The following is a 25,798-nucleotide window of genomic DNA, read 5'->3' as shown; positions in this document are numbered from 1 at the left end:
AGCGCAATTTTACGCTTTGCCTTCCTGTTGCTGTTCTTCAAGGGGGTTGGCACAATGGCGGCATAAAGCATTTATGAAAAATTTTCTTGAGCTCCAGTGGTGAAATCAGTATGCTAGCAGCATCATGCGATGTTATTGATACAAGTGCTTTCTTTTATTGATTCAGCTCATATCGCCCGGGACAAATGCATTTAACGACCATTTCAGCGAAGATACAACCAGGTGACAATGGAATCAAATGTGGTGTTAAAAGGAAGTCTGGCATTTCTCGGGCTGGCCGAACTGCTCCAGCAACTCGGCGGCGGCGGCAGTACCGGGATTTTGAAAATCTCCAGTTCCTGGAGCGGGGTGCCCGGTTATATTTATTTAAAAAACGGCAACCCCGTGGATGCCGAATACGGAAAAATAACAGGTCTGGAGGCCTTAAACGGCTTTTTTGGTTGGCGGAAAGCCCATTTTGAATTCATGGAAGAAGATGTCAATCGGGATCCGGTCATTAAAAAAAGCCGGATGGAACTCATACTCGATGGTCTTCGCCTGGTTGATGAAGGAGTGATTCCGATTATGGGAGAAAACGATTCGGATTCGCACAAAAGTCGGTCCGGTCCTGATCAGCTGCCGGTTCTCAATGGTCCGGTGGTGGATTATGTCTATGTTGTGGATGAAGAAATTTTTCAGGACGGAGATGAAATTGTCATCCAGAACCGCTTTGGCAACTGGTTCTGGGTGATTCTTGAGGGCACTGTGGAAGTGGTTCGGATAACCGAAAACGGTAAGGCGCCGATTCTGCGCATGACAGAAGGCGCATTTATCGGCAGTATTGTGTCCTTTCTTCGCGACGGCAATGTTCGCAGCGCCAGTATTTACGCTGTGGGCCGGGTGCAGCTCGGGGTGGTCGACTCAGAACTTATTGCCCGGGAGTATTCGAGTCTTTCTGAGATGTTTCAAAATATTTTGATTTCCATGGACAAGCGGATGAAGCAGCTCACTGATGTCTGTACGGCACTGGTGCTCAAGCACTCCCCCCCGCTATCCGGCAAACCCGGGGGCAAACGATTTATTGACAAAAAACAAAATGAGCACAAAATTTTTTTTATTACCCGGGGACAGGCTTTTGTTTATGTAAAAATGAAAAAAAAGTACATACACTTGCTCACTCTGGGCGTCGGTGACCTTATCGGCAGAATTCCGTTTTTAAACGCCGCCCATGAACCTTATTCCGCACATGTGTATGTGTCCGACGACATTGCGGTGCAGCCCATTGAAGCCAGCGTGGTCGAACAGGAATACGAGGCCTTATCCAGCACGCTGAAAAACATGATTCAGAATATGACCAATTCCATATCTGTCACCACGGGCCGGATTTTTGATCTGATCCGATCCGCCGGCCAATCCGACGATGCGGATTGATACGGTCAGGATCTGCCAATCCCCTTACAAGGAGCCGAGGAGATGACAAAAAACGAACAAAGACAACAGCAGCGGTATGAATCCATTCAGCTTCTTTCATACGTCTGTATCGACGAAGAAGGAAAAGAATGGAAGCAGGGTATGGGGCGCACTTTGAACATCAATGATATCGGCCTGAAGCTTGAAACCCACGAGCCCATTGAAACTCAGTACATTGTTCTGCTGGCTGTCGGCCTCGAAGATGAAGTTGTTGACGTCAAGGGAAGGGTGATTTACTGCAACCGCAATGAGATGGCAAGGTTTGAGTCCGGTGTGGAATTCTACGACCTGGATCCGGGCAGCCGGGAGATTATTACGCGCTTTGTCCGGGAATTTAACAAACAATACAGTTAATGTCAGGAAGGTACAATGGCACAAACGGTTTTTGAAACAAAATTTGACGATCTGTCGGTTTTCAAGCGCGGCAAAGTGCGCGATGTATACGATCTCGAGGACCGCCTGCTGATGGTTGCCACGGATCGGATTTCGGCTTTTGATGTGATCATGAAAGATCCTGTTCCCGGAAAGGGCAAGATTTTGACCCGGATCTCCCTGTTCTGGTTTGACATTATCAGCTCCATTATTGACAATCACGTAATTGCCAGTGACGTGGACCAGTACCCGCAAATCTGCCGGCAGTATCGCGATGAACTCGAAGGCCGCAGCATGCTGGTCAAAAAGACCCGGCCCCTGCCTGTGGAATGCGTTGTGCGTGGCTATATCTCAGGTTCTGGATGGAAATCCTACCAGAAAACCGGAGAGGTCTGCGGCATACGCCTTCCCGACGGACTCAGGGAATCCGACAGGCTGCCGGAACCCATTTTCACCCCCTCTACCAAGGCAGAGCTTGGCGAGCATGACATCAATATTTCCTATGACCACATGGTGGATCTGATCGGTACCCAAAAGGCGCAGCAGGTCCGGGATCTCAGCCTTGAGATTTATCAGAAGGGCGCTGAAATCGCGGAAAAAAGCGGCATTATCATTGCCGATACAAAGTTTGAATTTGGAGAGAATGAAAACGGACTGATTCTCATTGATGAAGTGCTCACCCCGGATTCATCCCGGTTCTGGCCCAAGGCCACTTACCAGCCCGGCGGACCCCAGGCAAGCTTTGACAAACAGTATCTTCGCGATTACTTAAACTCGGTTGACTGGGACAAGACCCCGCCGCCGCCCCATCTGCCCGCCGAAGTGATTGAAAATACCAAAAGCAAGTACCTGGAGGCGCTCCAGGCCCTGGTCGGCCAGACGGATGCAAGTTGAAGCCCGCCTGATTTTTTTAGATAAAATCGACACCGGGGACAATCGGTACCAGATTTCTGATCCCGATCCGCCGGAGGATCTTTCCGACTCCATTGGTGAGGCAGGGCTGATATCCCTGCCTTGGGTCCAGCAGCGGGAGGCTGACAAAGCCTTCCGGGTCGTGGCCGGTTTCAGGCGTATAACCGTATGCCGCAAGCTCGGATGGCCGCAGTTGACATGCCGTGTGCTGCCGGCGGACGCCCCAAAACTTTCCGGCTGGAAAATCGCCATTGCAGACAATGCCGTGACCCGTTCCCTGAACCTGCTGGAGCAGGCCCGGGCCGCGGCGGGGCTGATGGATGTCTGCGATGGTGATACCAAACGGGCCGCGCAAATGGCCGGCCCACTGGGCCTGCGGATCAATCCGGAGCTGATTGGGAAACTGACCCGTTTGCTGGCCTTGCCCCGGGCTGTGCAGCAGGCTGTGGCCCAAAACCGGATGTCGCTGAATATCGCTCTGAACCTGGAGATGATGGATGAATCATCAGCAGTTGCCTTTGCCGGGCTTTGTCAAAACCTCAAACCCACGGTCAACCACCAGCAGGAAATTTTTACCGGCCTGTATGAACTGGCCTGCCTTCAGGACAAATCCCCGGCCGATGTTTTGGCCTGTTCGGATTTTTCAGAAATTTTGCATGCAAGCCGCACAGACCGGCGCCGTCAGCTCCAGGCCCTGCGCAGGACCCTTTACAATCTGCGTTTTCCGAATTTAAGCCGGTCCGAGGCCGCCTTTGAGCAGAAAAAGAAAAATCTGGGACTTCCGGAAAACATGAATATCAGTGCGCCTCCAGGTTTTGAAAGCAATGTTTATACGCTGACCGTACGTTTTTCCCAATCCCGGCAATTGTGTGACTACGCTGAAAAACTGGCTGTCATCTGCCGCAAGCCCGAGCTGGAAGACCTGCTGGATCGAAGTTTGAATGAAAATTCGTAAACTCTATATAGAACGAAGTGCAGCAGATTATCCGGTCACAAGGCATATCTGCAGCCGGCTGGAAATGCCCGCGCAAATCATTGACAATCCCGAGTCGGTTTATCAGGAAATTGCCCGCAGCCCGGATCCGGAAAAAGCCGGAAAATCTATTTTGCTGCTGGCCCGAAACCGGGGTGCCTTTCTCCGGGATTGTCCCGGGACCTCTTATTATACCTGCTGCGGTTATCAAATCCTGCATATCGGCACCTACTGCTCCATGGATTGCGCCTACTGCATTCTTCAGGCTTATTTTCATCCCCCGGTTCTTCAGTTTTTTGTCAACCACGCCGAAATGGAAGCAAGTCTGCAGCAGCATTTTGCCAAAGGTGAAATCGCCAGAATCGGCACAGGGGAGTTTACCGACAGCTTGATATGGGAATCGGTCTACCCCCTGGCCCCCCGCTTGGTGGAATTGTTTTCCCGCCAGAAAGCCTGCGTGCTGGAATTAAAGACAAAAACCACTGTCGTGGAGCCTCTTCTTGGTCTGGCGCATCATAAAAAGACCATCATGGCCTGGTCTCTGAACACCGAGGCGGTGATTGCAAACCAGGAGCGGGGTACGGCAGCGCTTGGCGCGCGTCTGGCTGCTGCGGAAAAGTGCCGGAAACAGGGTTTTCCGCTTGCCTTTCATTTTGATCCCATGATTTTATACAATGGATGTTATGCCGAATATGAAAATGTCATTGAGCAGTTGTTCTCCCGGATCGACCCGGCGGGCATCGTGTGGATCAGCCTGGGCTCCTTTCGTTTCATGCCGGAATTAAAGCCGATCGTGGCCCGGCGTTTTGCCGGGTCCAAAATTATTTACAACGAGTTTATCCGGGCCATAGACGGCAAGATGCGGTATTTCAAACCCTTGCGCATACAGCTCTACTCCCGTGTCATCGAAGCCATTAAATCCCGTGCCCCGGAGGTGCTTGTGTATTTCTGCATGGAAGATGACGAGGTCTGGCAGAAATGCCTCGGCCACTCACCGGCGGAAAAAGGGGGCCTGCCCATGATGCTGGATCAGAGGGCCGCCCGGAAATGCGAGCTGTCCGGACGGTTTCCCGCAGGTTGACTTTTTAAAAAAATTCGCATAAGTTTCCTGCTCATCCAAGGTCGGTTTTTTCCCCTGAAGCCTTTAAAAGGAGTCTGTTATGAAAACACGCAATTTCCGTGTATTTTCACTCTTTTTTGTTTTTGTCTGCATTCAGCTTATTATTTTTGCCCCTATGACTACAGCCGTTGGTGCAAAATCGGATTTCAGGCCGGATATCACCATTCGGCTTGGCCACATTGAAGAAGCCTTAAAAACAATTGAGGCATTTTCAGAACAGAATGCCAAATCCCAGTGGTCTCCCAGGTCGCTGATTGAAGGGACCCTGAAAGGGACACAGTGGCTGGATCCGGATCGGGCAATGGTTTTTGGGTTGGTGCTTTCGGAAAAATCCATTGAACAAAAACCGAAAATGGCCGTACTGGTACCGTTTACAGAGCCCAACCCGGAGTTTGCCGCAGCCTATGGCGCCGTTGAGAAACAGGGCTATTACCTGATTTCCCTGCCTCCGGGCCAGGGGGGCAACATCGGTAAAAAATTGGAATCCGCACTTGTGCAAAACGCACAGGATCCCCAAAACCGGCTGCTTACTGTAGATATTGCCGCAGCCCGGGCACTGGCAAAGGCCAAACCCGAGATTGAAGATATGATCCGCAAGGCCCGGCAGGGTATTGAGCAGCAGCAATCCACAGCAATGGAGGGCCCGGAAGCCTTTGAAGCGGATCAGGCAGAAGCCATGATTCGGTCATTTCTGAATTTTTTTGAGCAGGTAAAGACATTTTCCACGGGCCTGGATCTCAATCGCAGGGATACGGCCTTTTTTTCCGAAGTGCTGGCCGCAGCCGACACGGAACTCCAAGATCTTATTGCCCGGGCCATGGAAGAAGACGCACAGTCGCTTCTGGGGAAAATGGAATTTTCCGACAAACTGGGTATGCAGTTTCGCAGCCGGCCCTTTGATATTTCCGCCACCACCGCATTTACGGAAAAATATTTCGGTGAGATGTACAAAACCATGGGCGTTGACCTGCAGGGAGCCGCCTCCGTGGTTGCGCCATTTACCGGTGAAACCGCCGGTGCCATGGCCATTGAGCCGGCCGGGTTGGTCATCGAAGCGGTCAGTTGTATCAAGGCGGACCGGGATCTGTCAGTGAACTACCTGGAATCTGAATACATCCCCTGGATTCTGAAAACCGGAGAGGGGATGACGGAAATGTATAAAAAACAGTATCCGGACAAGGACATTGCCCCGGTTTTTGTCAAAACGGAAAAAACCACCGTGGCCGATATCCCCGTGGTCGGGGTCAAAGGCAATCTGCCCATTGTTCAGGATCCAGGCGATGATATCAGAATTTTTGAAATGCCCCTCCGGATGGCGGTAAAGGACCGATGTTTGCTGGTCACCCCGGATGACGGGCGAATGGCTGACTTAATGGCACAGGTTGCAAAGCTTAAACCGGCTCCGGCCAGCGGGCCTCTCATGGAGATGACCATGGACTGGGGGGCGCTCATGCGCACCATGAGCGCCATGGCACCTGAACAAATCCAGTCTTCCCATAAGGAAATCCCGGATACGGGCACTCTGAATTACACCCTGGATCTCAGCGAGGGCAAGGTCAGGAGCCGTTACGCCATGAAAACCGAAGATATTAAAAAATTCATGGCTTTTGTTGCCACACTGGATCCTGTACCGGCCGGTCCTGAACAAGACCCGGCCCCTGCACCTTCTCCGGAAACAAAACAGGCCGAACCAAACCCGGAACCGGATCAAAGCACCTCCCGGTCCTCTTCGGAAAAATCCCGGCAGCCTTCCCAAAAGCAGACCAAAACCGGCCAGGAACGTTTCAGCAAGGATGAGCCTCGCTACTGGACGGAAAAAGGCGGCCTTTATCTGGCATACGGCAACATTGATGCAGCGGTTAAACACTTTGAAAAGGCCGTGGCCCTTGATCCTGAAAATGCCGGTGCCCACTGCAACCTGGCGCTTGCCTACGCAGAAAACCGGAAATTTGAAAAAGCCCTGGACGCCATGGATCATGCGCTTTCCCTGGAGCCGGAAAACGCTCGGTATCTGCATGCAAGAGGCTGGATACGGGTGCAAACCGGGCAGCGGCAAAAGGGAATGGCAGATATTGAAAAAGCTGCGGAAAAGGGCCATCCGGATGCAGTGCGGTACCTGGACCGGATTGCACCCCGGCATACCCGGGAAGACAGCCAATAAACAACATTTGCTGAAAAAATACAATAAAGTAAAAAAAACAGGATGTTGTGTATAACAACAATAAATTACTTGCAATTTTTTCAAAACGGAGTATGCTGACGATTACGTAAAAGAACATAATGGCTGGTTGTTTTGTTTTCACTCTGGAGCCAGGATTTCACAAACATTATGGAAGATCCAACGCAGATCCGGCAGCCAAATCCTTCGTTATATAACAGTCGTATTATCAAGGCCTATCTTCACCTTGTCAGGAAAAAATATCCTGACGTCCAGTTTTCTGAGGTCATGGCCCATGCCGGTATGACACCTTATGAAGTAGAAGATCAGGGCCACTGGTTTACCCAGGAGCAGGTGGACCGGTTCCACGGGGAACTGGTCCGGAAAACCGGCAATATCCAAGTGGCCCGGGAGGCCGGACTCTACGCCGCCTTTCCCGAATCCATCGGCGCCATTGGCCACTATTTTTACACCCTTGCCAACCCGCGCCGGTTTTTTGCAATGATTGAACAGGCTTTTGGCAACCTATCCCGATCTGTCGACTACAAGGTCCGGCAGATCACCCCCGGCAAAGTGGAAATCACAGTCACCCCGAAACCCGGCGTTCGTGAAAACCTGCATCATTGCGAAAATCGCAAAGGTTTTTTTGAAGCCATGTTCAATATCTTTGACAATCGCGTCACGAATATCGAACATCCGGAATGCATGGCGCGGGGTGACAGTGTCTGCCGATACATCATCACCTGCAAGCGTTCTGCATTTGACTATTTTCGGATTGCGCGCACCTACATTTTCGGCATCTTTGCCATGGCCTGCATCTTGTCTTTTTTCCTGCTTTCGGGCACTGCCGCCTTGACCCTTTTTTCCGGTTTTGCGGTACTTATGGCGGCCACAGGCGTTGTCAGCCATCGGCTGGCCAGAAAAAACCTGGCTGCGGCAATGCGCAACCTTCAGAACTCAAGCGAACAGCTCGTGGACCAGATTGAAATCAATTACAACAACACCCAGGTGACCCGGGAAATCGGGCAGGTGGTGAATCGTTATACCAGCCTGGAAACCGCCCTTGACTCCATTGCCCGGATTCTTGAAACCCGTCTGGATTATGACCGGGGAATGATTATGCTTTGCAATGCGGGAAAAAACCGTCTCAAATTCGCAGCCGGATTCGGTTACGGGCAAAGCCAGTCCAGGTTTTTGAAAAATATTGAATTCCAACTGGACAATCCCAATTCCAGGGGGGTGTTTGTGTTGTCTTTCCACGAGCAGAAGCCTTTTCTGATCAATGACCTCAATGACATTGAAGGCACGCTTTCTGATCGCAGCCTGGAATTTGCAAAACAGATGGGCGCCTTATCCTTTATCTGCTGTCCCATTATATGTGATAATGAAAGTTTGGGGGTTGTTGCCGTGGACAATATGCGTTCCAAGCGAAAGCTTTTAAACAGCGATATGAGCTTGCTGATGGGCGTATCTCACATGATCGGCATCAGCATTCGACATACCCAGCATATAGAGGCAAGGGAAAATCAGCTCAAGTCAGTACTCAAGGTGATGATCTCCAGCATTGATGCCAGGGATCCGGTGACCAAGGGACACTCTGAATTTGTGGCCGAATACGCCTCGGGCATTTGCCATGAAATGGGCATTGATAAGGATTATCAGGAGGCTGTCCGGGTAGCGGCACTGTTGCATGATTACGGAAAGATCGGTATTCCGGATTCCCTGTTAAAGAAAAGGGACCGATTAACACCTGCGGAGTATGAGCAGATCAAATCCCACGCGGGAAAAACCTATGAAATTTTAAAGCAAATGAATTTTGAGGGAAATCTTGAACCTGTACCGGAAATCGCCGGCGCCCATCATGAAAAAATTAACGGCACCGGTTACCCCTTAGGGCTGACAGAGAAAGAAATTCCATTGGGCGCAAAGATCATTGCAGTGGCAGACTATTTTGAAGCCCTGACAGCCAACCGGTACTATCACCGGCCCATCCCCCCTGAACAGGCCATGCGCCAGTTGGAAGAATTCGCAGGTACCCTGTTTGACACCAGGGTGGTGGAAGCCTTTATCCGATACTATGAAAACAACAACCCCGGCTATCAACAACACGAGTTCCGGAGGGACCGGAATATTCATGTTGTGTCTTCCCGGAACTGATGCTGCCCCCCCTTATTTCAGCTTTTGGTAATGTTTGAAAAAATCATCGGTGTGAGCCAGGTTTAGAACCCAGAGTTCATAGATGCGATGATGGATGCGATCATGGGCCGGTTTGGCATGTTGGGCATAGGATAACGGGTAGAGCAGTACCGGGACCTTGCCGGTTTCATACACCTCTGCCGCCACGCAGAGGGCCTGGTGCAAAATGGCATAAGAAAGACTGCGGTCAATGACAAAAATACTGACGCTGTTGGTCAAATCCGAAAGATTCACGGCAAAATCCGAAATATTGGCCATGAGCAGCGCGGTTGCCCGGCCCTGTTGACGCAGGGCAAAAACCCGCCGCTGTCTTTTCAATCCTTGGTGGGCGTACAAATCACTTAGGGTACTTCTGGGGTTTGATGTCTTTTCCGGCATCAAATCCAGGGCTTTGAGCATCAGGCCGTCGGAATCCTGACGGTAGGCCGCCTCCAGTTCTTTAAGGTCCTCGTATTCCACTCTTTCCAGACTCCAACCCGGGGGCAGCCCCCTGGCTTTCAGATCCGGATGCCAGTGATAATAAGCAAACCGGTCTGTTGAGCAGGCCCGGGGATTGCCTATTTTTCCGGCCACTCCGCCGAAAAAATGTGCCGGGAACCGATTCGACGGCCGGTAATAGCAAATGGCGTAAGCCATGTGCGCGGAGGCCAGGCGATGGGTATCATAGGTAAATGCACCGAGTTGGTCGATGATTTCGGTTCCCAGGCCCACACGTTTGTCCGTGCGCGAGGCCAGGTGATGGATCAGCCAGGTATTTTCATAAAATCGAAGCATCGCCACATGGGCGATGATTTTTCCGTTTTTCTGCCAGGTAAAATGGCGTGCAATTTCAGGCTGGCAGGTGTAGAGTTTTTTGTATGTCTCCCGGATGGACTGCCGGGAGTTTTGAATAAAAGAATATTTTCTGGGATAAATAAATCCGGTTTCAAAGAAGAACGCCCACAATTCATCCATATTCACCTGATGGCAGATATAGAGGTGATCGTTCTGGCTCTGGTGCAGCAAAGACAGCAGGCGCATGTGATCATTGGGTGCCATGTCCAGAAAGGCAATACCGCATTGAACCTGATTTTCTTTTTGCGCGGAGGTCAAAAATTTCCGGTAGATCACCTGGGCCCGGCATTTCACCTGAAACGCATTTGCAAAACAAAGGGTCATGTCTTCGATAAGCATGCCTGCAATCAGGGCGTTTGCGTTTTTTTCGTCTGTGACGCAAATTCCGGCCCCGGATATATCCGCGGCTTTAAGATCGACCATGGCTCCAGTGAGCGGGTGACGAAAAACAACATCCGGGGCAGGGGATACCAACAGGCGACGACTCCGGTAAACCCGGGGGGAAAATCGCTGAATGGTGTCCTTTAACGCCGCGAGCACAAGGCAGGATTCATGTTCACTCTGAAATGCTTTCAAAATACGGCACTGCCCGGAATAAACCATTGCTCCGTTTGATTCAAGCACCAGGGTGAGATCGTGCGCGCTGTTCAGCCATGCTTCAGGGGCTTCGGGCGTGCCTTCTATGGCCACGCAAAATGCTGAGGTGCTTAAATTTTTAAGGGTTCCGGAAAAAGTCAGGCTGTTTTGAATAATCCGTGCGGAAACAGACGGGCACGGGTGACGGAGTTCCTTTCGCCCTGCGTGAACAGCGGATTTTTCCGGCAGATACAGGCATATTCCGCTTGCGCTGATGCCACGGACCCGGGGTTCGGCCTGAATCAGTCCATTGCCGTCGGTAAGGGAAAAACCCGAAAACATGTAATCCGAAAGCCGGAAATACGGCCCCGGCGGGCTGTTCCACAAGCAGACCAGGTATTTTCCAAAACAGGGCCGGGGCACGGCTTCAAACGCAATTTGGCGATTGTCGTGGATGTGCCGGAAATGGATATGGATGATCCCGCCTTGGAAGTGCCGGAGGTTTAAAAGATTGACGAGACCTTTTTTTTTCAAAAACTGTTTGGCACCCCCGGTCTCGGGCTCCAGGCCCGTATCAATAATGCGCGCCCGGGACGGCAGCGAGCCGGCCGTGGTGTTTGCTCCGGCCTGTCGGATCCGATCGGATTTTGCAAGATAATCCATTACAGCCTCAATTTGGCGTTTGGGCCGCTGCCTCCATGGAGCAGCCGTCACACGGGATATGCCGGGCAATTTCCGTTAAGTGATAAAACCCCATACATTTAATAATAACACCTTGTTATTATTAAATGCAACATGTATTCCACAAAAAACCAGGTTTTTTCAAAAAAAGATGGTTTCGTAAAAATTCAATTTTCAGATGGCGCCGGAAAAAGTTCAAGATCAAGGCTTGCCCGATTTCGAAAAATGCAGGGGGCTTATCCGTATGTGAGGTTCTGAGAAATCGCGCGTAACACAGATATTGGACTTTTCCGGCGCCATCAAAAAAGACTTTTTCCACAGGCCCGGAAATGCTAAGGACTTTGGTGTCGGCGATGCCGGCGCTATCGGCCGCGGGGGGTTGGACCAAATCTTTTTTCATCCGGCAAAGGCAATACAATGCATATCGTAACCACCCATCAGAGCATGGATTTTGACGCACTTGCATCGGTTGTGGCCGCAACCCTGATCTGGCCCGATGTCGTTGCGGTGATTCCCAAAGCGGTGAACCCCAATGTCAAGGCATTTTTGTCCATTCACAAGGACATGTTTGAAATGTATCGGGTCAATGATATTGACCTGTCAGAAGTCTCACGCTTGATTGTGGTGGATACCAATAAATGGTCCAGGCTCGACCGAATGGAAACCCTTAAAAACAAGCCCGGGCTTGAAGTATGGATGTGGGACCATCACAGTCCGGAAGACTGCGACCTGGAACCGGACTGGCAAATCCAGGATACTGCAGGGGCCAACATCACTTTGATGCTGCGCGCCATCCGTGAGCAGGGGATTGATCTTTCCCCCATCCAGGCGACCCTTTTCTTAAGCGGTCTTTATGAGGATACCGGAAACCTGATTTTTTCCTCTGCCACGGCAGAGGACGCCTACACCGCGGGATATCTGCTGGAGCAAAACGCTGATCTCACCATTCTGCGAACTTTTTTGCAGCCGGCATACGGCGAAAAGCAGAAAGACATCCTTTTTGAAATGCTCAAAAATGCCAAGCGCCGGACAATCAATAATTACAGCGTCAGTATCAATACCGCCAGGATTACCGGTCATGTCAACAATCTTTCCCTGGTCGTGCACATGTACCGCGAAATCGTCAATGTGGATGCGGCATTCGGCATATTTGCCCAGCCGGAAAACGAAAAATGCATTGTCATCGGCCGATCCGTGGCGGCGGAAATCAATATCGGCTCCATCATGCGCTCCATGGGCGGCGGCGGCCATCCCGGGGCGGGATCGGCAATGCTTAAATCGGTCAACCCGGTTTCCCTTAAGGAATGGCTCGTGGAACTGCTCAAGGGCAACCAGGAAAGTTCCATCCAGATTTACGATATCATGTCGTATCCGGTCTTCCAGGTCCCCCCGGATCTGTCAATGAAGGAAGTCGCCGGAATTCTTGATGAAAAGGGATGTACCGGGCTGCCGGTAAGTGAGGATGGAAAGCTTGTGGGGATTATCTCCAAACGAGATTTTAAAAAATTGAAAAAGCCTTCCCAGTATGCGGCACCGGTGAAGGCTTTTATGAGCACAAAAAACATCACCATCACCCCGGACCGGAGCCCGATGCATGCAGCCCGGCTCATGGTAAAGCATGACATCGGAAGACTGCCGGTTATCCAGGACGGGCAGATCATTGGAATTATCTCCCGGTCCGATGCCATGCGTTATTTCTATGATGTGCTGCCGGATTAATACGGAAAAATGTTTTTTATGAACGGATTTAAATCATTTCCAGGATCTTATTGATTAGTTTTTCAATACCTTCGGCCACTTTTGAAATATCGGGCCCGATCATGTAGGCAGGGGTGGTCACCAATTTGTTTTCAGAATCCACGTGGATGTCGGTCACGTCACAAACAGTGTGCCGCCCGCCCATGGACTCAATGGCCTCTGCCGTGCCCAAATCATTGCCAATGGTTACCTGGGGATGCCGGTCTTCCAAAACTTTGGCCAGAACCGCCGGTGATATGCAAATGGCACCGATGGGCTTTCCGGCATCGGCCATTTCAGCAATAATCCGGCGGACCTCGGGGTGCACTGCCGCCTCATTTCCTTTGATGGCAAAATCGCTTAAGTTTTTGGCGGCACCAAACCCCCCGGGCATGATCAGGGCGTCCAAGTCAGCGGTTCGCACCTTCCTGACATCCATGATTTCACCCCGGGCAATGCGCGCTGATTCAACCAGCACATTTCGTTTTTCCTCCGAGGTCTGGCCCGTGAGATGGTTCACCACGTGGTGCTGATCCATATCCGGTGCCATGCATATTGCAGCAACACCGTTTCGGTCCAGGGCCAAAAGCGTGATCACGGATTCATGGATTTCGGTTCCGTCGTAAACACCGCACCCTGACAATAGCACACCGACATTTTTCATGTCCGACTCCTTGTGGATTGTATGAGATAACGCGTGTTATACCGGTTCCCACGCTGGAACAATGCCATTGGATCGGCAGAAGGGTTTTTGCCGAGGTTCTGTTTATCTACCAGTGAATCCTGTTTGCGTCAAGATATCATGGTTTTTTGTTAAACACCAAACTCATGACTGCCTATGGCTGGATTTGTTTGAGAATCCGGCCGTCGCCGTCAAGCATGAAAATCATAAAACCATGCTTGCGCGCATCTTTGGCCAGTTCTTCTGCCAGCACCGCCTGGACTTCGTATTTTTTGCCGGGGGTTCGCGGCAGATTGATAAGACAGGACATGGCGGCCTCTTTATCGTGAAACGCCGGAATATAGGATATTTCTGCGGTTTCATCATAAAACCCCATGAATTTTTCATCCTTTTCCGGATTCTCCACGGCCACGTACACCCAGGATTCCTTCGGGTCTGTTTCGCTCATTGGTTTATCCTTCTGCTGCTTTTTCTGTGTCCATCATGGATGCCACCGTAAAACATCCAATATCTGCGTTACGCGCAATTTCTCAAAATTTCACGTACGGATAAGTACGCTGCATTCTTCGAAATTGCGCAAGCCTTGATCTTGAACTTTTTACGGCACCATCTAAAATCAGGCTTTTACGAGAACATCATCATTGATGGAATCGTAAAAAGTCTTAAAACAGATATAATCTCCAAACAAGAAAGAAATAACTTCTTGATTTTACTTAACAGTTAATCACTTAAAACTTAACACTGCCTGTGAAAAAGACTTTTTACAGGCCCATCATCATTGCCGGTTGAAGCGGATCTGCCAGGGCGCAGATTGCCTACAATTTTATATACCCGTTGGTAAAAGTCAATCTTCTTTCATTTGGGATGGGTTTATTGCGTCATCCGGCCAGGACGGAAGTTTTTTCAGCCGGGCTTGAAAAACCCCGGATTTGTGTATGAAAGGAAACTCTTTGGCCTTTTGGGTATCGAAACGGTCATGGATTCCGTGAGCCGGCAAACCACAAGCCCGCCCTTGCATTACGGCCTTATGCGCGCTATATTATCGTGGGAGGTTCAGCGGAAAAAGCCCGATGTGCTCTGTTAGACAGCAATCAAATCATGTATAACCGCATCTGCATATCCGTTTCAGCGGATCAGGGGATAAATCAATGAAAGATCCGAAAGCATACATTGAAACCACTGTCACAGTAGAAACCCGGGCCCGTGAGGCCCTGGGGATATGCCTCGGCGCCTCAACGGTTTCCGTGGTCCGTGTCAGACAGCCCGCCCCGGAAGATCCGGCGGCTTCACCCGAGGTGATCTCATCACAAACCCACCCCCATGGCGGTGATCCGAGAAAAACCCTTCAGGCCGTTCTCCGGGACAGCGGAACTGACGACATTGACCGGATCGTGGCAACAGGCAGGCGCTTTCGGGAGTTTGTCAACCTGACCACCATTTCCGAGCCCGAGGCTGTGGAGTACGCTTACCGGCACGTGCGGCCCGAAGGCATTGACTGTCCGGCCATTGTCTCGGCCGGCGGCGAGACTTTCATGGTTTATGTTCTGGATGACAAGGGCCGGATCAGCAACGTGATTACCGGCAACAAGTGCGCTTCGGGTACCGGCGAGTTTTTCATGCAGCAATTGCAGCGCATGGGGGTCTCCCTTGATGAAGCCGCCAAATGGTCGGCCACGGAAACTCCTTACCAGGTCTCGGGCAGGTGCTCGGTTTTCTGTAAATCCGACTGCACCCATGCCATTAACAAAGGAATCCCCAAATCCCGGGTCACCGCGGGCTTGTGCCGGATGATGGCCAACAAGATCCTGGAACTGCTCAACCATGTGGAAAAGAAAAATATCATGATCACCGGCGGATCAGCCAGAAACCAGATGATGATCGGGTATCTGAATCAGGCCGTCTCCGGGCTGATCGTACCGGAGCAGGCCCCGTATTTCGAGGCCCTGGGCGCGGCCCTGTGGGCACTGGAAAACCCGGATGCCCCAAAACCGGCGCATGATGATCTGTTTGTGCAGGGGGCACTGTCCTTTGATACCCTTCCCAGGCTTACGGATTTTGCCGGCCAGGTGACATTCAAGACCATGGCCCGGGAAACCATTGAAGCCGGAGATGAGTGCATTTTGGGTTTAGACGTGGGCTCCACGACCACCAAGGCCGTACTTGTGCGAAGAAGCGACAAGGCCATGCCGGCCTCTGTTTATCTCTACACCAATGGTGATCCCGTGGGCGCTTCCCGGGCCTGTTACCGGCAATTGCTGGACCAGGTCAGGGAGCATGTGGATCCGTCGGCCATATCCATCACCGGCCTTGGGGTCTGCGGCTCCGGGCGCCAGATTGCGGGCCTGCACGCCCTAACCGACGGGGTGATTAATGAAATCGTTGCCCATGCCGCCGCAGCCGTGCATTTTGATCCGGAGGTGGATACCCTTTTTGAGATCGGCGGCCAGGATGCCAAATATACCTATATTACAAGCGGTGTGCCTTCGGACTATGCCATGAACGAGGCCTGCTCGGCCGGCACCGGCTCTTTTCTGGCCGAATCAGCCCGGGAAACCCTTGGTGTGGAGGTGGAGCAGATCGCCGAAGTGGCCCTGACCGCCACAAAGCCGCCGAATTTTAACGATCAGTGCGCAGCCTTTATTGCATCGGATATCAAGACCGCAGTACACGAAGGCGTGGCTCACGAAGATATCGTGGCCGGGCTGGTCTATTCCATTTGTATGAACTACACCAACCGGGTCAAGGGCAACCGGCCGGTCGGGCGCAAAGTGTTTATGCAGGGCGGCGTATGCTACAACCGGGCCGTGCCCCTGGCCATGGCAGCGCTGTCGTCCAAGCCTATTGTTGTGCCCCCGGAGCCTGGGCTGATGGGAGCTTTCGGCGTTGCATTGGAGATTGAAAAACGCATTGAAATGGGCCTGATGCAGCCGGCGACCTTTGACCTGCAGACCCTGGCCGACCGGGAGGTGGTGTACCGCAAATCCTTTACCTGCAAAGGCGGAAAGGAAAAATGCGACAGAAGATGCGAGATATCGGTCATTGAACTGGAAGGCCGGCGGTATCCCTTTGGCGGGGCCTGCAACCGCTACTACAACCTGCGCTACAATCTCGAATACGACATCGCGTCCCTGGATCTTGTGAAAAAAAGAGAGCACCTGGTATTTGACAAGCATGCCGCCAATTCAGACGATGTGGTCAAACAGCGCGGACGGGTGGGGATCAATAAAAGTTTTTTGACCAATACCTTTTATCCCCTGTACTCCACCTTTTTTGCATCCATCGGGTTTGTGCCTGTGCTGGCCTCCGAAGCCTCGGAAGACGGCTGCGATCTGCGCAATGCCGCATTCTGTTATCCGGCTGAACTGGCGCACGGATTTTTCCACCGGCTGATTACTGATGAAAATCCCCCGGATTATCTGTTTCTGCCCCATGTCAAATCCATCCACGTGCCAAACGGCGACCCCAATTCCCAGCTCTGTCCGTTTGTGCAAAGCGAGCCTTATTATCTGAAAACCACATTCCGAAAGCCGCTGGCAGACCTGGAAAACCGCGGTACCCGGGTTTTAACTCCTTTTATCGAGATGGGAAAGGGCATGGATGCCGCCAGAGCACCCCTGGTGGAAACAGCGATGAGCATGGGCGTGGATCGTGCCACTGCCCGGGCGGCATTTGAAAAAGCACTCAGCCGGCAGCAGGCCTGCTTTGATGAAATGCGGCAGATAGGGAAGCACGCCCTTGAACAGATTGAAAAGGATCCGGAAAAAATCGGCGTTGTCATTTTTGCCCGGCCTTATAACGGATTTGTGGAAGAGGCCCACATGGGCATTCCCCACAAGCTCGCCTCCCGGGGGGTGGTGGTGATTCCCCTGGATTTTCTGCCCATAGAAGCACAAGAGGCCAAGGAGCACATGTATTGGGGCATGGGCCAGATGATTTTAAAGGCCGCCCGGTTTGTAAAAAACCATCCTCAGTTGTTCGGCACTTATATCACCAATTTTTCCTGCGGTCCGGATTCTTTTGTGGTGGGCTATTTCCGGGATATCATGGGCCGGAAACCCTCGCTAACCCTGGAGCTTGACAGCCACACCGCAGATGCGGGCATAGAAACACGCATCGAGGCGTTTCTTGATATCGTGGCCGAATACCGGCAGCTGCTTTTGTCCCGGGCCCCGGAACAGGAGACGGAGGCCTTTTTGCCCGCCCAAACCTTTGTGGAAAACGGCACTCCCATGGTCCGGGACTCATCCGGCCGGGTATTGCCCCTGACCGATTCCCGCGTGACCTTTCTGGTGCCGTCCATGGGCCGGCTGGGCACGGAGCTCGTTTCCGCGGTGTTTGAGGCTTCCGGGTTTCACGTGGCCCCGCATCCGCCGGCAGACGAAAATGTGCTCAAGCTGGGCCGGGCCCATACCACCTGCAAGGAATGCCTCCCCCTGATTCTGACCACCGGGACCCTGCTGAACTACGCCTATAATATCAAGGCGGAGGATGAAATCCTGGTGTATTTCATGGCTTCTGCTTCCGGGCCGTGCCGGTTCGGCCAGTATTCCGTGTTTATGCAAGACCTGGTCCAACGCCTGGAGATCCCGGACGTGGCAATTTTTTCTTTAACATCGGACAATTCCTATTTCGGCCTGGAACAGCAGTTCAATTATTACAAGGCATGGTGGGCCCTGGTGATCTCTGATTTGATGGAGGATATCCGTTCCATGCTTTTGGCCAATGCCAAAGACGCGGCCCATGCCCTGGAGATATTTGAAAACCGGTGGCAGGCAATTGTGGAGCAGATGAAGCATGGCAATTTCAAACAGATCATGGCCGAACTGGAAAAAAGCGTGGATTCGCTCTCCGGTCTGCCCATGCAAAAAAACCCCGCTGATGTGCCGGTGATTCTGGTCACAGGCGAAATTTTTGTCCGGCGCGACGGGCTTTCCCGCCAGTATATCACCGAGCGCCTGGCGCAAAAGGGCTTTGCCGTTGTCTGCTCGCCGGTTTCGGAATGGATACGCTATTCCGACTATTGCATCCAAACAGACCCGGCCAACTGGCAGCAGCTTTCTTTGGGCCAAAAACTGCGGTTTAAAATTCGCCAGATATTTATGAACCGCTATGAAAAACGTATTTTTGGTACCTTGTCGCAGACCGGCCTGGTGCACAATCCCTGGACAGATGTGCGCACGGTGATTGAAAACGCAAGCCCCTATGTTTCCCCTAATCTTGGGGGAGAAGCCATTTTAACCGTTGGCAGCGCCCTGACTGAAGTGGCCTCCGAGGCATGCGGCGTCATTGCCATCGGCCCGTTTGGCTGCATGCCCAACCGGATCTCGGAGTCCATTTTAAGCGAGGTCATGACCCCGGGAGATAAGCTGGGCATCCCGCACCGGGAAAAATACCTGGAAACCGTGCTCGACGGCATGGAATCGCTTCCGTTTCTGGCTGTTGAAAGCGACGGATCCCCTTTTCCCCAGCTCATTGAGGCCAAGCTGGAAGCCTTCTGCCTCCGGGCCCGGCGGCTGCATGACAGGATGCGGGCCTTAAACTGATCCGGCAATACCGGCTGACCGCAGCTATTTTATGACTCTGCCCATCGTTTTCCTTCCCTGAGCCCGGAGCAACATATTCTCTGTTTGAAAAGCTGGCTGTTTTTTGCCAGGTCCGCACTTTATCCATTGTATTCAGACGGTTGTAAAGTGTTTAAAAAACCGGAGTATATACAATTTGCTTGACAAATTTGTGCATTTCAAGCAGAAAGGGAAGCTGTGTCTCCTGCCGGAAGGCAATCGCCGCTTACAGCAAAGGAAAAGCATATGAAACCGGGGATTTATCTTCTTGGATCAGACAGAAAGCCGCTGTTTGAAGCCATTGATCCCGACGGGCTGGCCCGGACGCATCCGGCCTGGGAAAAGGATGTAAAGCGCCTGTCCCCATGGATTGAGACCGAAAGGGGATCGGATCATGCAAGCGGTTTTTCTGCCTGGCATTCAGGCGGATCACAGCTCCAAAGCAAGGTTTTGATCTGCGGCAGATGCGCCTCGACCATGGATGCAATCCGGCATTTGATCGGCGCTTGCGGCCTTTCGCCCTGGGATGGCCTGATTGGGGTGCAGCAGCAAAAGGGCAGGGGGCAGATGGCGCGCACCTGGATTTCACCGCCGGGAAATCTGTATGTGTCTTGGTACTGGCCGGATCTGGAATCCATAGACGGCGCAGGCCCGGGTTGGCGGGCCATGGCGTCGCTGCTTGCCGGCCAGGTCGCAGCCGAAGCCCTGGAAAGCTTTGGCGCCGATGTCCGGATTAAGTGGCCCAATGACTTGCTGGTAAACGACTGCAAGATCTGCGGCATACTGGTGGAGCACCGGGCCGGGCACCTGATTGTGGGCATAGGCATCAATCTTGCTACAGCCCCGCCAAACGACCGGTTAACAGATGCATTTGCAATTCCGGCTGTCAGCCTTTCACAGTTGGGCATTGAGGTCTCACCCATGGAAGTGATGCTGCACATGGCCGAAACCGGCCGAAGCCGCATCCGCCAGTTGGTGAAAACCCTGGAGCCTGAAGAATTTGTTATGCAGCTACAGAAGCGGCTGGCCTGGGTGGAGCAGCCGGTGACCATCCGCCGCAGCCACCAGGAGGCCGTGCTCGGCGAAATCCGCGGCCTGGCCGCAGACGGGGGACTGATTGTCCGTATCAACAAAAAATCCAGTGTGATTTATACCGGCAGCATCCTGCCCAAGGAAAACATACATATTTAAAGTAATACTTTATATATAGAAATATAATTTCTTGAAATTTAGATATAAAGGTGTATTTTTTTATGAATGATTCAAATGCTGATCAAAGCCGTTCAACCAGCAAAACCTTTGCAGAAGTTCAGGCGGAAATCGAAGGAAATCCCATCCTGATCGCCAACCGCGGCATTCCGGCCCGGCGCATCAGCCGATCGATTTCCGAGCAGCTCGAAGCCGTGGCGATCATGACCGCAACAGACGTGGACAAAACCTCCCCGTCCACCCTCGGGGCCCATGAACTCATGCTTCTGGGAGATGATCCCAACGCTTACCTGGATCTGGACCGCATTGTGCGCAAGGCCAAAGAACGCGGTATCATCGGCATACACCCGGGCTGGGGATTCGGGGCAGAAGACGACACCTTTCCGGCCAAATGCCTTCAGGCCGGCATCACCTTTATCGGCCCTCCGGCCGAGGCCATGAAAATCCTGGGAAACAAGGTATCGGTCCGCCGCCTGGCCCGGGAACTGGGCGTGCCTGTGGTGCCGGGATCAGAAGATGCTGTCACCATCCCGGAAGCCCGCAGGATTGCCGCCAAAATCGGTTTTCCCATCATGCTCAAGGCCGAAGGCGGCGGCGGCGGCCGCGGCATCTACGAGGTTTATTCCGAAAACGAGCTGGAATCGGCGTTCCACAAGGCCTCTGTCATGGCCGAGGCCTCTTTTGGCAACCCCCGGGTATATGTGGAAAAATACCTGCCCAGCGTCCGCCACATTGAAATCCAGGTGATCGCCGACCAGTACGGCAACGTGTTTGCCTTTGACGAGCGCGACTGCACGGTTCAGCGAAACCATCAGAAACTGGTGGAAATCACTCCGTCGCCATGGTCCAAAATGACCCCCGAGCTGCGCGAACGGCTCAAGGATTATGCCCGCAGGCTGGTTTCAGCAGTGGGCTATCACAGCCTGGCCACAGTGGAATTTCTGGTGGATGAAAAGGCGGATCCTTATTTAATCGAGGTCAACACCCGGCTGCAGGTGGAACACGGCATCACTGAATGCCGCTACGGCATTGATCTGGTCGAAGAGCAGATTGCCGTGGCCTTTGGCGCCAGGCTCCGGTTTTCAGATCAGGCAACCGTGCCCTATCTGCACGCCATGCAGTGCCGTATCAATTGCGAGGATCCACAGAACGATTTTGCTCCCAATTCAGGTTTGCTGAGCCGGTACGTCTCCCCGGGCGGCCAGGGGGTGCGCCTGGACTCCTGTGTGACAGAAGGCTACGAGTTTCCTTCCCAGTATGATTCTGCCGCCGCCTTGCTGATCACCTACGGCAATACCTGGGGCAAGGCGGTCAAGCTCATGCAGCGGGCCCTTCGGGAATACATGATCTCCGGGGTGAAGACCACCATCCCGTTTCACAGCCAGATTGTCCGGCATCCGGTGTTTGTCAAAGGCGATTATGACACCCGGTTTATTGAAAAACACCCGGAGCTGATGTTTTACTCAGACATAGAGCCCGAGTCTTTGCGCATTTCCCGTCTGGTGGCTGAAATCTCTGCCCGGGGCTATAATCCGTTTGTGGAGCTCGGGCAATACCGGGGCCGAAGCGACAGGCGGGTGGGGCGGTTTGAGGCGGTGTTGCCCGTCATGGACACCCGGCAAAACGATGGCGGCCGCCACGTGCTTTCCTATCCCGTCAGGGACCGAAAATCCGCACTCGATCTGGTGCGCGACACCCGTGAGCAGGGCATTGTTCATTTTACTGACACCACCACCAGGGACATCACCCAGTCCAACAGCGGCAACCGGTTCCGGCTGGCCGAAGACCGTCTGGTGGGACCGTATCTGGACCGATGCGGGTTTTTCTCCATTGAAAACGGCGGCGGGGCCCATTTTCATGTGGCCATGCTCGCCAATATGACCTATCCGTTTTACGAGGCCCGGCAGTGGAACGATTTTGCCCCGGACTCATTGAAGCAGATTCTGATCCGGTCCACCAACGTGCTGGGCTACAAGCCCCAGCCCCGTTCTTTGATGCAGAAAACCGGGGAGATGATCTGTTCCCATTACGACGTGATCCGGTGCTTTGATTTTCTCAACCATGTGGAAAACATGCGTCCGTTTGCTGAAATCGTTTTGTCCGGAAACGAGTGCATCTTCGAACCGGCCGTCTCCCTTTCCTGGGCCCCGGGCTTTACCGTGGGCCACTACCTGAAGGTCACCGAACAGATCCTGGAGATGTGCGCCCGGGCCGCCGGGGTGGACAAAAACCGGGCTGCATCCATGATCATTCTGGGATTAAAGGACATGGCAGGGGTTTGTCCCCCGCGCTTCATGCGGGAACTGGTAGGCGCCATCCGCAAGAAATACCCGGAGCTGGTGCTCCATTACCACCGGCACTACACTGACGGACTGTTTGTGCCGGCCGTGGGTGCGGCCGCAGAAGCCGGTGCTCATATCGTGGACACGGCCATTGGCGCGGCGGTCCGCTGGTACGGCCAGGGCGAAGTGCTGTCCACAGCCGCCTACATGGAAGACGAACTGGGCCTTCAAACCCGCCTGGACCGGGAGATGATCCGCAGCTGCGGCTTTGTTCTAAAACAAATCATGCCCTATTATGATCAGTACTGTTCCCCCCATTTCAGGGGCATTGATTACGACGTGGTGGAACACGGCATGCCCGGCGGGGCCACCTCGTCTTCCCAGGAAGGGGCCATGAAGCAGGGCTATATCCGGCTGCTGCCGCACATGCTGCGGTTTCTGGCCGGCACCCGCAAGATTGTTCGCTATCACGACGTGACACCGGGCTCCCAGATTACCTGGAACACGGCTTTTCTGGCGGTTACCGGCGCATATAAACGCGGGGGTGAACATCACGTGCGCCATATGCTCGATGTGCTCGAAGCCGTTGCTGACAAGCCGGAACAAGATCTGTCCGAGCAGGTGAAAAAAGATTGTCTGAAACTTTACCAGGACAGCAATGATGCTTTCCGGGATCTGCTTTTGGGCAAATACGGACGCCTGCCCCAGGGTTTTCCCCCGGACTGGGTTTATCAAAGCGCATTTGGCACGGAATACCGCCGGGCCCTGGAGCAACGCACCGAAGCCTCTCCCCTGGAGTCCCTGGAGGAAATTGATATCCAGGCCGAGACCCTTGCGCTTCGAAACCGCATCAAACGCATGCCCAGCCAAGAGGAGCTGATTCTGTACCTCAATCACCCGGGAGATGCCTTAAAAACCTTTGAATTCCAGAAAAAATACGCTGATCCCAATATTTTGCCCATTGATGTCTGGTTCGAAGGTCTGGAACCCAGACAGGACCTTGAATTTGCCGACAGCCAGGGGAAACCCCACAAGATGGCTATCCTGGATATTTCCAAGCCCAGGAAAAGCGGCATCAGCATAGTACGCTATCTGCTGGACTCCGAGATCATCACCTTTGAGGTCCAGGTCCAGGCCCCTGAGGGAAAGGCCGCAGGCGAGGCGGAGATGGCGGACACGGAAAACCCCTTTCAGGTGGCCTCCCCGAGCTCCGGGGATCTGTGGGTGGTTTATGCACAGCCCGGCGAAGTGGTCAAAAAGGGCGAGGAGCTGTTTAACCTTTCGATCATGAAGCAGGAAAAAGCTGTTTTGGCGCCGGATGACGGCATTGTCCGGCGGGTGCTGAAAACCGCCAGCTACACCGAAGACAAAAAAATGGTGCCCGTGCGCGAAGGTGAACTCATCGTGGAACTGGCCCCGGTGCCCGACTTTTGCAGGTCCTGTAACGCGCCGGTCACAAGCCGGGATTATCAGTTCTGCCCCTATTGCGGAAGCGCTGTTGAGCAAACTCAGCAGACGGAAAGCAAGGCCTGATCCGGGCTTGCGGACGGCCACCGGTGAAGTTGTGCCGGGTATCCCAAAGCTGCGATGCGGCAAAGACTTTGGGCCATATCCAGCACTGCGGGCTGACGGCCCGCTGAGGCGTCAACGGAGAAGGCCGCATGCGGGCGCGTGCCCAGGATCTGCCGGACAAGGCCCGATAGCACCGCCCCGGGCCCGACCTCCACAAAGGTGCGGATTTCATCGGCATACATGTTCTCTACGGTATTGATGAAATCCACGGGCTTGAGCAGATGCCCGCCCAGCAGTTGCCTGACCGCATCCGGATCATCCGGGTAGGGCAGGGCTGTGGTATTGGCGTAGACCGGGATTTGCTGGCGGTGAAATTTGGTGTTTGCAATCAGCTCCTGAAACGGGGCGGCCGCATCCATGACCAGTCGGGAATGAAATGCCGCAGATACCGGCAGCGGCTTGGCCATGATCCGATTTTTCCTGCAAATTTCCTGCATTTGTTCAATGGCTTGGCGTGGACCGGACAATACCTGCTGTTTGGGGCTGTTGCGATTTGCCAGCACCACGTCTGCCCGGTGTGTGCGGATTAATTCCTCGATTTGTTTTGCACCTGCCCGGACCGCCATCATCTGTCCGCTTTCCCCGGAATTTTTGCCCGCAAGGGCCATAAACCGACCCCGGGCGGCGGCCAGTGTCAGAAAATCGTTTTCATCAAGGCTTTTTGCCGCACACAGAGCCGTTAATTCCCCGAAACTGTGGCCGGCGGCGGCCGCTGGCAGCACGCCGTGGCGGGCCAGGACCGAAAGACAAATCCGGCTGACCAGACCGATGGCCGGTTGGGCCACGTCGGTGCTGCGCAGCGCTTCCTGCCGGCTGCGCTCTTCATCCTTTTCCTGTGTTTCCGGGGGATACAGATGAGCGCGCAGGGACGGATTTCTGTCAAACACGGTTTCCGCCATTTTCATGATCGGCCCGGCTTCGGCGAAATGGGTAACCAGGGACCGGCCCATGTTGACATACTGGCTTCCCTGGCCGGGAAACAGAAATGCGAGCTTACCTTCAGATGCGCGGTTTCCGTAAAATATTTCCGGCGGGACCGGATTTGCTTCTTTTTCCGGTGCATTGAGCCAGTTTTCCGCGATTTGCAGTTTTTCCCGGATCTGACCGGGTACTGTGTCGGCAATCAGCAGGCGCAGGGGGGCGTTTTCCGAAAAAGCCCTGCGGGATGTTTCCCCGAGCTGTTTTATGGCTGCGGTGCCGGAGGCCTGTTTTGCGGCGTCTTTGACCTGTTTTTGAAGATCCTCACGGCTTTCCGCGCCCAGGGCGATGATTTCAATGCGATCATATGGGGGATTCATGAAAAAATCCTTCATGGTTTTGATGGGCCTGTAAAAAGCTTTTTTACAGGCAGTGTTCAGTTTTAAGTGATTAAGTGTTAAGTAAAAGCAAGAAAATGTTTCATATCACAAACCATTGTCCGGCTCAATACAGGGCTGCAGGCATTTTTAACCCGGCCCTGCCGGGGACGGAAAACAAGCGGGGAA

At 53.1% G+C, this 25,798-nt stretch carries 15 protein-coding genes; 11 read left to right on the top strand and 4 right to left on the bottom strand.

All coding sequences use genetic code 11. From position 1 onward, the window contains the following. Positions 1-228: 228 nt before the first annotated feature. The 7 genes from HNR65_RS05060 to HNR65_RS05030 all read left to right on the top strand — a co-directional run bounded on the left by HNR65_RS05060 (position 229) and on the right by HNR65_RS05030 (position 9,141). The gene (locus HNR65_RS05060) at positions 229-1,410 is read left to right on the top strand and encodes a DUF4388 domain-containing protein (protein ID WP_181550372.1); all 1,182 of its coding nucleotides are present in this window, start codon (positions 229-231) and stop codon (positions 1,408-1,410) included. Positions 1,411-1,452: 42 nt separating this feature from the next. Then, positions 1,453-1,803: a PilZ domain-containing protein gene (locus HNR65_RS05055; RefSeq protein ID WP_181550371.1), complete on the top strand. Its 351-nt coding sequence runs from the start codon at positions 1,453-1,455 to the stop codon at positions 1,801-1,803. Positions 1,804-1,818: 15 nt separating this feature from the next. Then, positions 1,819-2,715, top strand: a complete 897-nt coding sequence (locus HNR65_RS05050; RefSeq protein WP_181550370.1) for a phosphoribosylaminoimidazolesuccinocarboxamide synthase — start codon at positions 1,819-1,821, stop codon at positions 2,713-2,715. Further along, positions 2,705-3,688, top strand: coding sequence for a ParB/RepB/Spo0J family partition protein (locus tag HNR65_RS05045; RefSeq protein WP_181550369.1), 984 nt, complete (start codon positions 2,705-2,707; stop codon positions 3,686-3,688). The genes HNR65_RS05050 and HNR65_RS05045 overlap by 11 nt, the downstream gene beginning before the upstream one ends. Then, complete coding sequence (locus tag HNR65_RS05040; RefSeq protein ID WP_181550368.1) at positions 3,675-4,787, top strand: SPL family radical SAM protein; 1,113 nt, start codon at positions 3,675-3,677, stop codon at positions 4,785-4,787. The genes HNR65_RS05045 and HNR65_RS05040 overlap by 14 nt, the downstream gene beginning before the upstream one ends. A gap of 79 nt (positions 4,788-4,866) precedes the next feature. Beyond that, complete coding sequence (locus HNR65_RS05035) at positions 4,867-6,987, top strand: tetratricopeptide repeat protein (protein WP_181550367.1); 2,121 nt, start codon at positions 4,867-4,869, stop codon at positions 6,985-6,987. Positions 6,988-7,155: 168 nt separating this feature from the next. Further along, positions 7,156-9,141 carry an HD domain-containing phosphohydrolase gene (locus tag HNR65_RS05030; RefSeq protein ID WP_181550366.1) on the top strand — a complete coding sequence of 662 codons (1,986 nt, stop codon included), beginning with the start codon at positions 7,156-7,158 and terminating at the stop codon, positions 9,139-9,141. A 12-nt stretch (positions 9,142-9,153) separates the two neighbouring features. On the opposite strand, the gene HNR65_RS05025 is transcribed toward HNR65_RS05030, so the two are convergent. Further along, complete coding sequence (locus HNR65_RS05025) at positions 9,154-11,253, bottom strand: PilZ domain-containing protein (RefSeq protein ID WP_181550365.1); 2,100 nt, start codon at positions 11,251-11,253, stop codon at positions 9,154-9,156. A 435-nt stretch (positions 11,254-11,688) separates the two neighbouring features. Between HNR65_RS05025 and HNR65_RS05020 the strand changes: the two genes are divergently transcribed. After that, positions 11,689-12,990, top strand: a complete 1,302-nt coding sequence (locus tag HNR65_RS05020) for a CBS domain-containing protein (RefSeq protein WP_181550364.1) — start codon at positions 11,689-11,691, stop codon at positions 12,988-12,990. Between the two features lie 28 nt (positions 12,991-13,018). On the opposite strand, the gene elbB is transcribed toward HNR65_RS05020, so the two are convergent. Further along, positions 13,019-13,672 (bottom strand): isoprenoid biosynthesis glyoxalase ElbB, encoded by a 654-nt coding sequence (gene elbB, locus HNR65_RS05015; RefSeq protein ID WP_181550363.1) that lies wholly within the window; start codon positions 13,670-13,672, stop codon positions 13,019-13,021. Positions 13,673-13,844: 172 nt separating this feature from the next. Next, positions 13,845-14,138 carry a hypothetical protein gene (locus HNR65_RS05010; RefSeq protein ID WP_181550362.1) on the bottom strand — a complete coding sequence of 98 codons (294 nt, stop codon included), beginning with the start codon at positions 14,136-14,138 and terminating at the stop codon, positions 13,845-13,847. A 700-nt stretch (positions 14,139-14,838) separates the two neighbouring features. Between HNR65_RS05010 and HNR65_RS05005 the strand changes: the two genes are divergently transcribed. From HNR65_RS05005 to HNR65_RS04995, 3 genes are all read left to right on the top strand, one after another. Then, positions 14,839-19,233, top strand: a complete 4,395-nt coding sequence (locus HNR65_RS05005; protein ID WP_181550361.1) for an acyl-CoA dehydratase activase — start codon at positions 14,839-14,841, stop codon at positions 19,231-19,233. Positions 19,234-19,497: 264 nt separating this feature from the next. Next, positions 19,498-20,442, top strand: coding sequence for a biotin--[acetyl-CoA-carboxylase] ligase (locus HNR65_RS05000; RefSeq protein WP_181550360.1), 945 nt, complete (start codon positions 19,498-19,500; stop codon positions 20,440-20,442). 62 nt (positions 20,443-20,504) lie between these two features. Further along, positions 20,505-24,275, top strand: a complete 3,771-nt coding sequence (locus tag HNR65_RS04995) for a pyruvate carboxylase (RefSeq protein WP_181550359.1) — start codon at positions 20,505-20,507, stop codon at positions 24,273-24,275. Here the strand turns inward: HNR65_RS04995 and HNR65_RS04990 are convergent. Then, positions 24,251-25,612 carry an ACP S-malonyltransferase gene (locus tag HNR65_RS04990; protein ID WP_181550358.1) on the bottom strand — a complete coding sequence of 454 codons (1,362 nt, stop codon included), beginning with the start codon at positions 25,610-25,612 and terminating at the stop codon, positions 24,251-24,253. The genes HNR65_RS04995 and HNR65_RS04990 overlap by 25 nt on opposite strands. Positions 25,613-25,798: the final 186 nt, after the last annotated feature.

Origin of the sequence: Desulfosalsimonas propionicica, assembly GCF_013761005.1 — a bacterium.
Lineage (GTDB): Bacteria > Desulfobacterota > Desulfobacteria > Desulfobacterales > Desulfosalsimonadaceae > Desulfosalsimonas > Desulfosalsimonas propionicica.
The sequence above is the reverse complement of the archived record's forward strand: the minus strand, read 5'-3'. Positions and strand labels throughout refer to the sequence as shown.

Coding starts and splice junctions, on each gene's coding strand:
- HNR65_RS05060 (WP_181550372.1), top strand. CDS start 229: ATGGAATCAAATGTGGTGTTAAAAGGAAGTCTGGCATTTCTCGGGCTG.
- HNR65_RS05055 (WP_181550371.1), top strand. CDS start 1,453: ATGACAAAAAACGAACAAAGACAACAGCAGCGGTATGAATCCATTCAG.
- HNR65_RS05050 (WP_181550370.1), top strand. CDS start 1,819: ATGGCACAAACGGTTTTTGAAACAAAATTTGACGATCTGTCGGTTTTC.
- HNR65_RS05045 (WP_181550369.1), top strand. CDS start 2,705: ATGCAAGTTGAAGCCCGCCTGATTTTTTTAGATAAAATCGACACCGGG.
- HNR65_RS05040 (WP_181550368.1), top strand. CDS start 3,675: ATGAAAATTCGTAAACTCTATATAGAACGAAGTGCAGCAGATTATCCG.
- HNR65_RS05035 (WP_181550367.1), top strand. CDS start 4,867: ATGAAAACACGCAATTTCCGTGTATTTTCACTCTTTTTTGTTTTTGTC.
- HNR65_RS05030 (WP_181550366.1), top strand. CDS start 7,156: ATGGAAGATCCAACGCAGATCCGGCAGCCAAATCCTTCGTTATATAAC.
- HNR65_RS05025 (WP_181550365.1), bottom strand. CDS start 11,253: ATGGATTATCTTGCAAAATCCGATCGGATCCGACAGGCCGGAGCAAAC.
- HNR65_RS05020 (WP_181550364.1), top strand. CDS start 11,689: ATGCATATCGTAACCACCCATCAGAGCATGGATTTTGACGCACTTGCA.
- elbB (WP_181550363.1), bottom strand. CDS start 13,672: ATGAAAAATGTCGGTGTGCTATTGTCAGGGTGCGGTGTTTACGACGGA.
- HNR65_RS05010 (WP_181550362.1), bottom strand. CDS start 14,138: ATGAGCGAAACAGACCCGAAGGAATCCTGGGTGTACGTGGCCGTGGAG.
- HNR65_RS05005 (WP_181550361.1), top strand. CDS start 14,839: ATGAAAGATCCGAAAGCATACATTGAAACCACTGTCACAGTAGAAACC.
- HNR65_RS05000 (WP_181550360.1), top strand. CDS start 19,498: ATGAAACCGGGGATTTATCTTCTTGGATCAGACAGAAAGCCGCTGTTT.
- HNR65_RS04995 (WP_181550359.1), top strand. CDS start 20,505: ATGAATGATTCAAATGCTGATCAAAGCCGTTCAACCAGCAAAACCTTT.
- HNR65_RS04990 (WP_181550358.1), bottom strand. CDS start 25,612: ATGAATCCCCCATATGATCGCATTGAAATCATCGCCCTGGGCGCGGAA.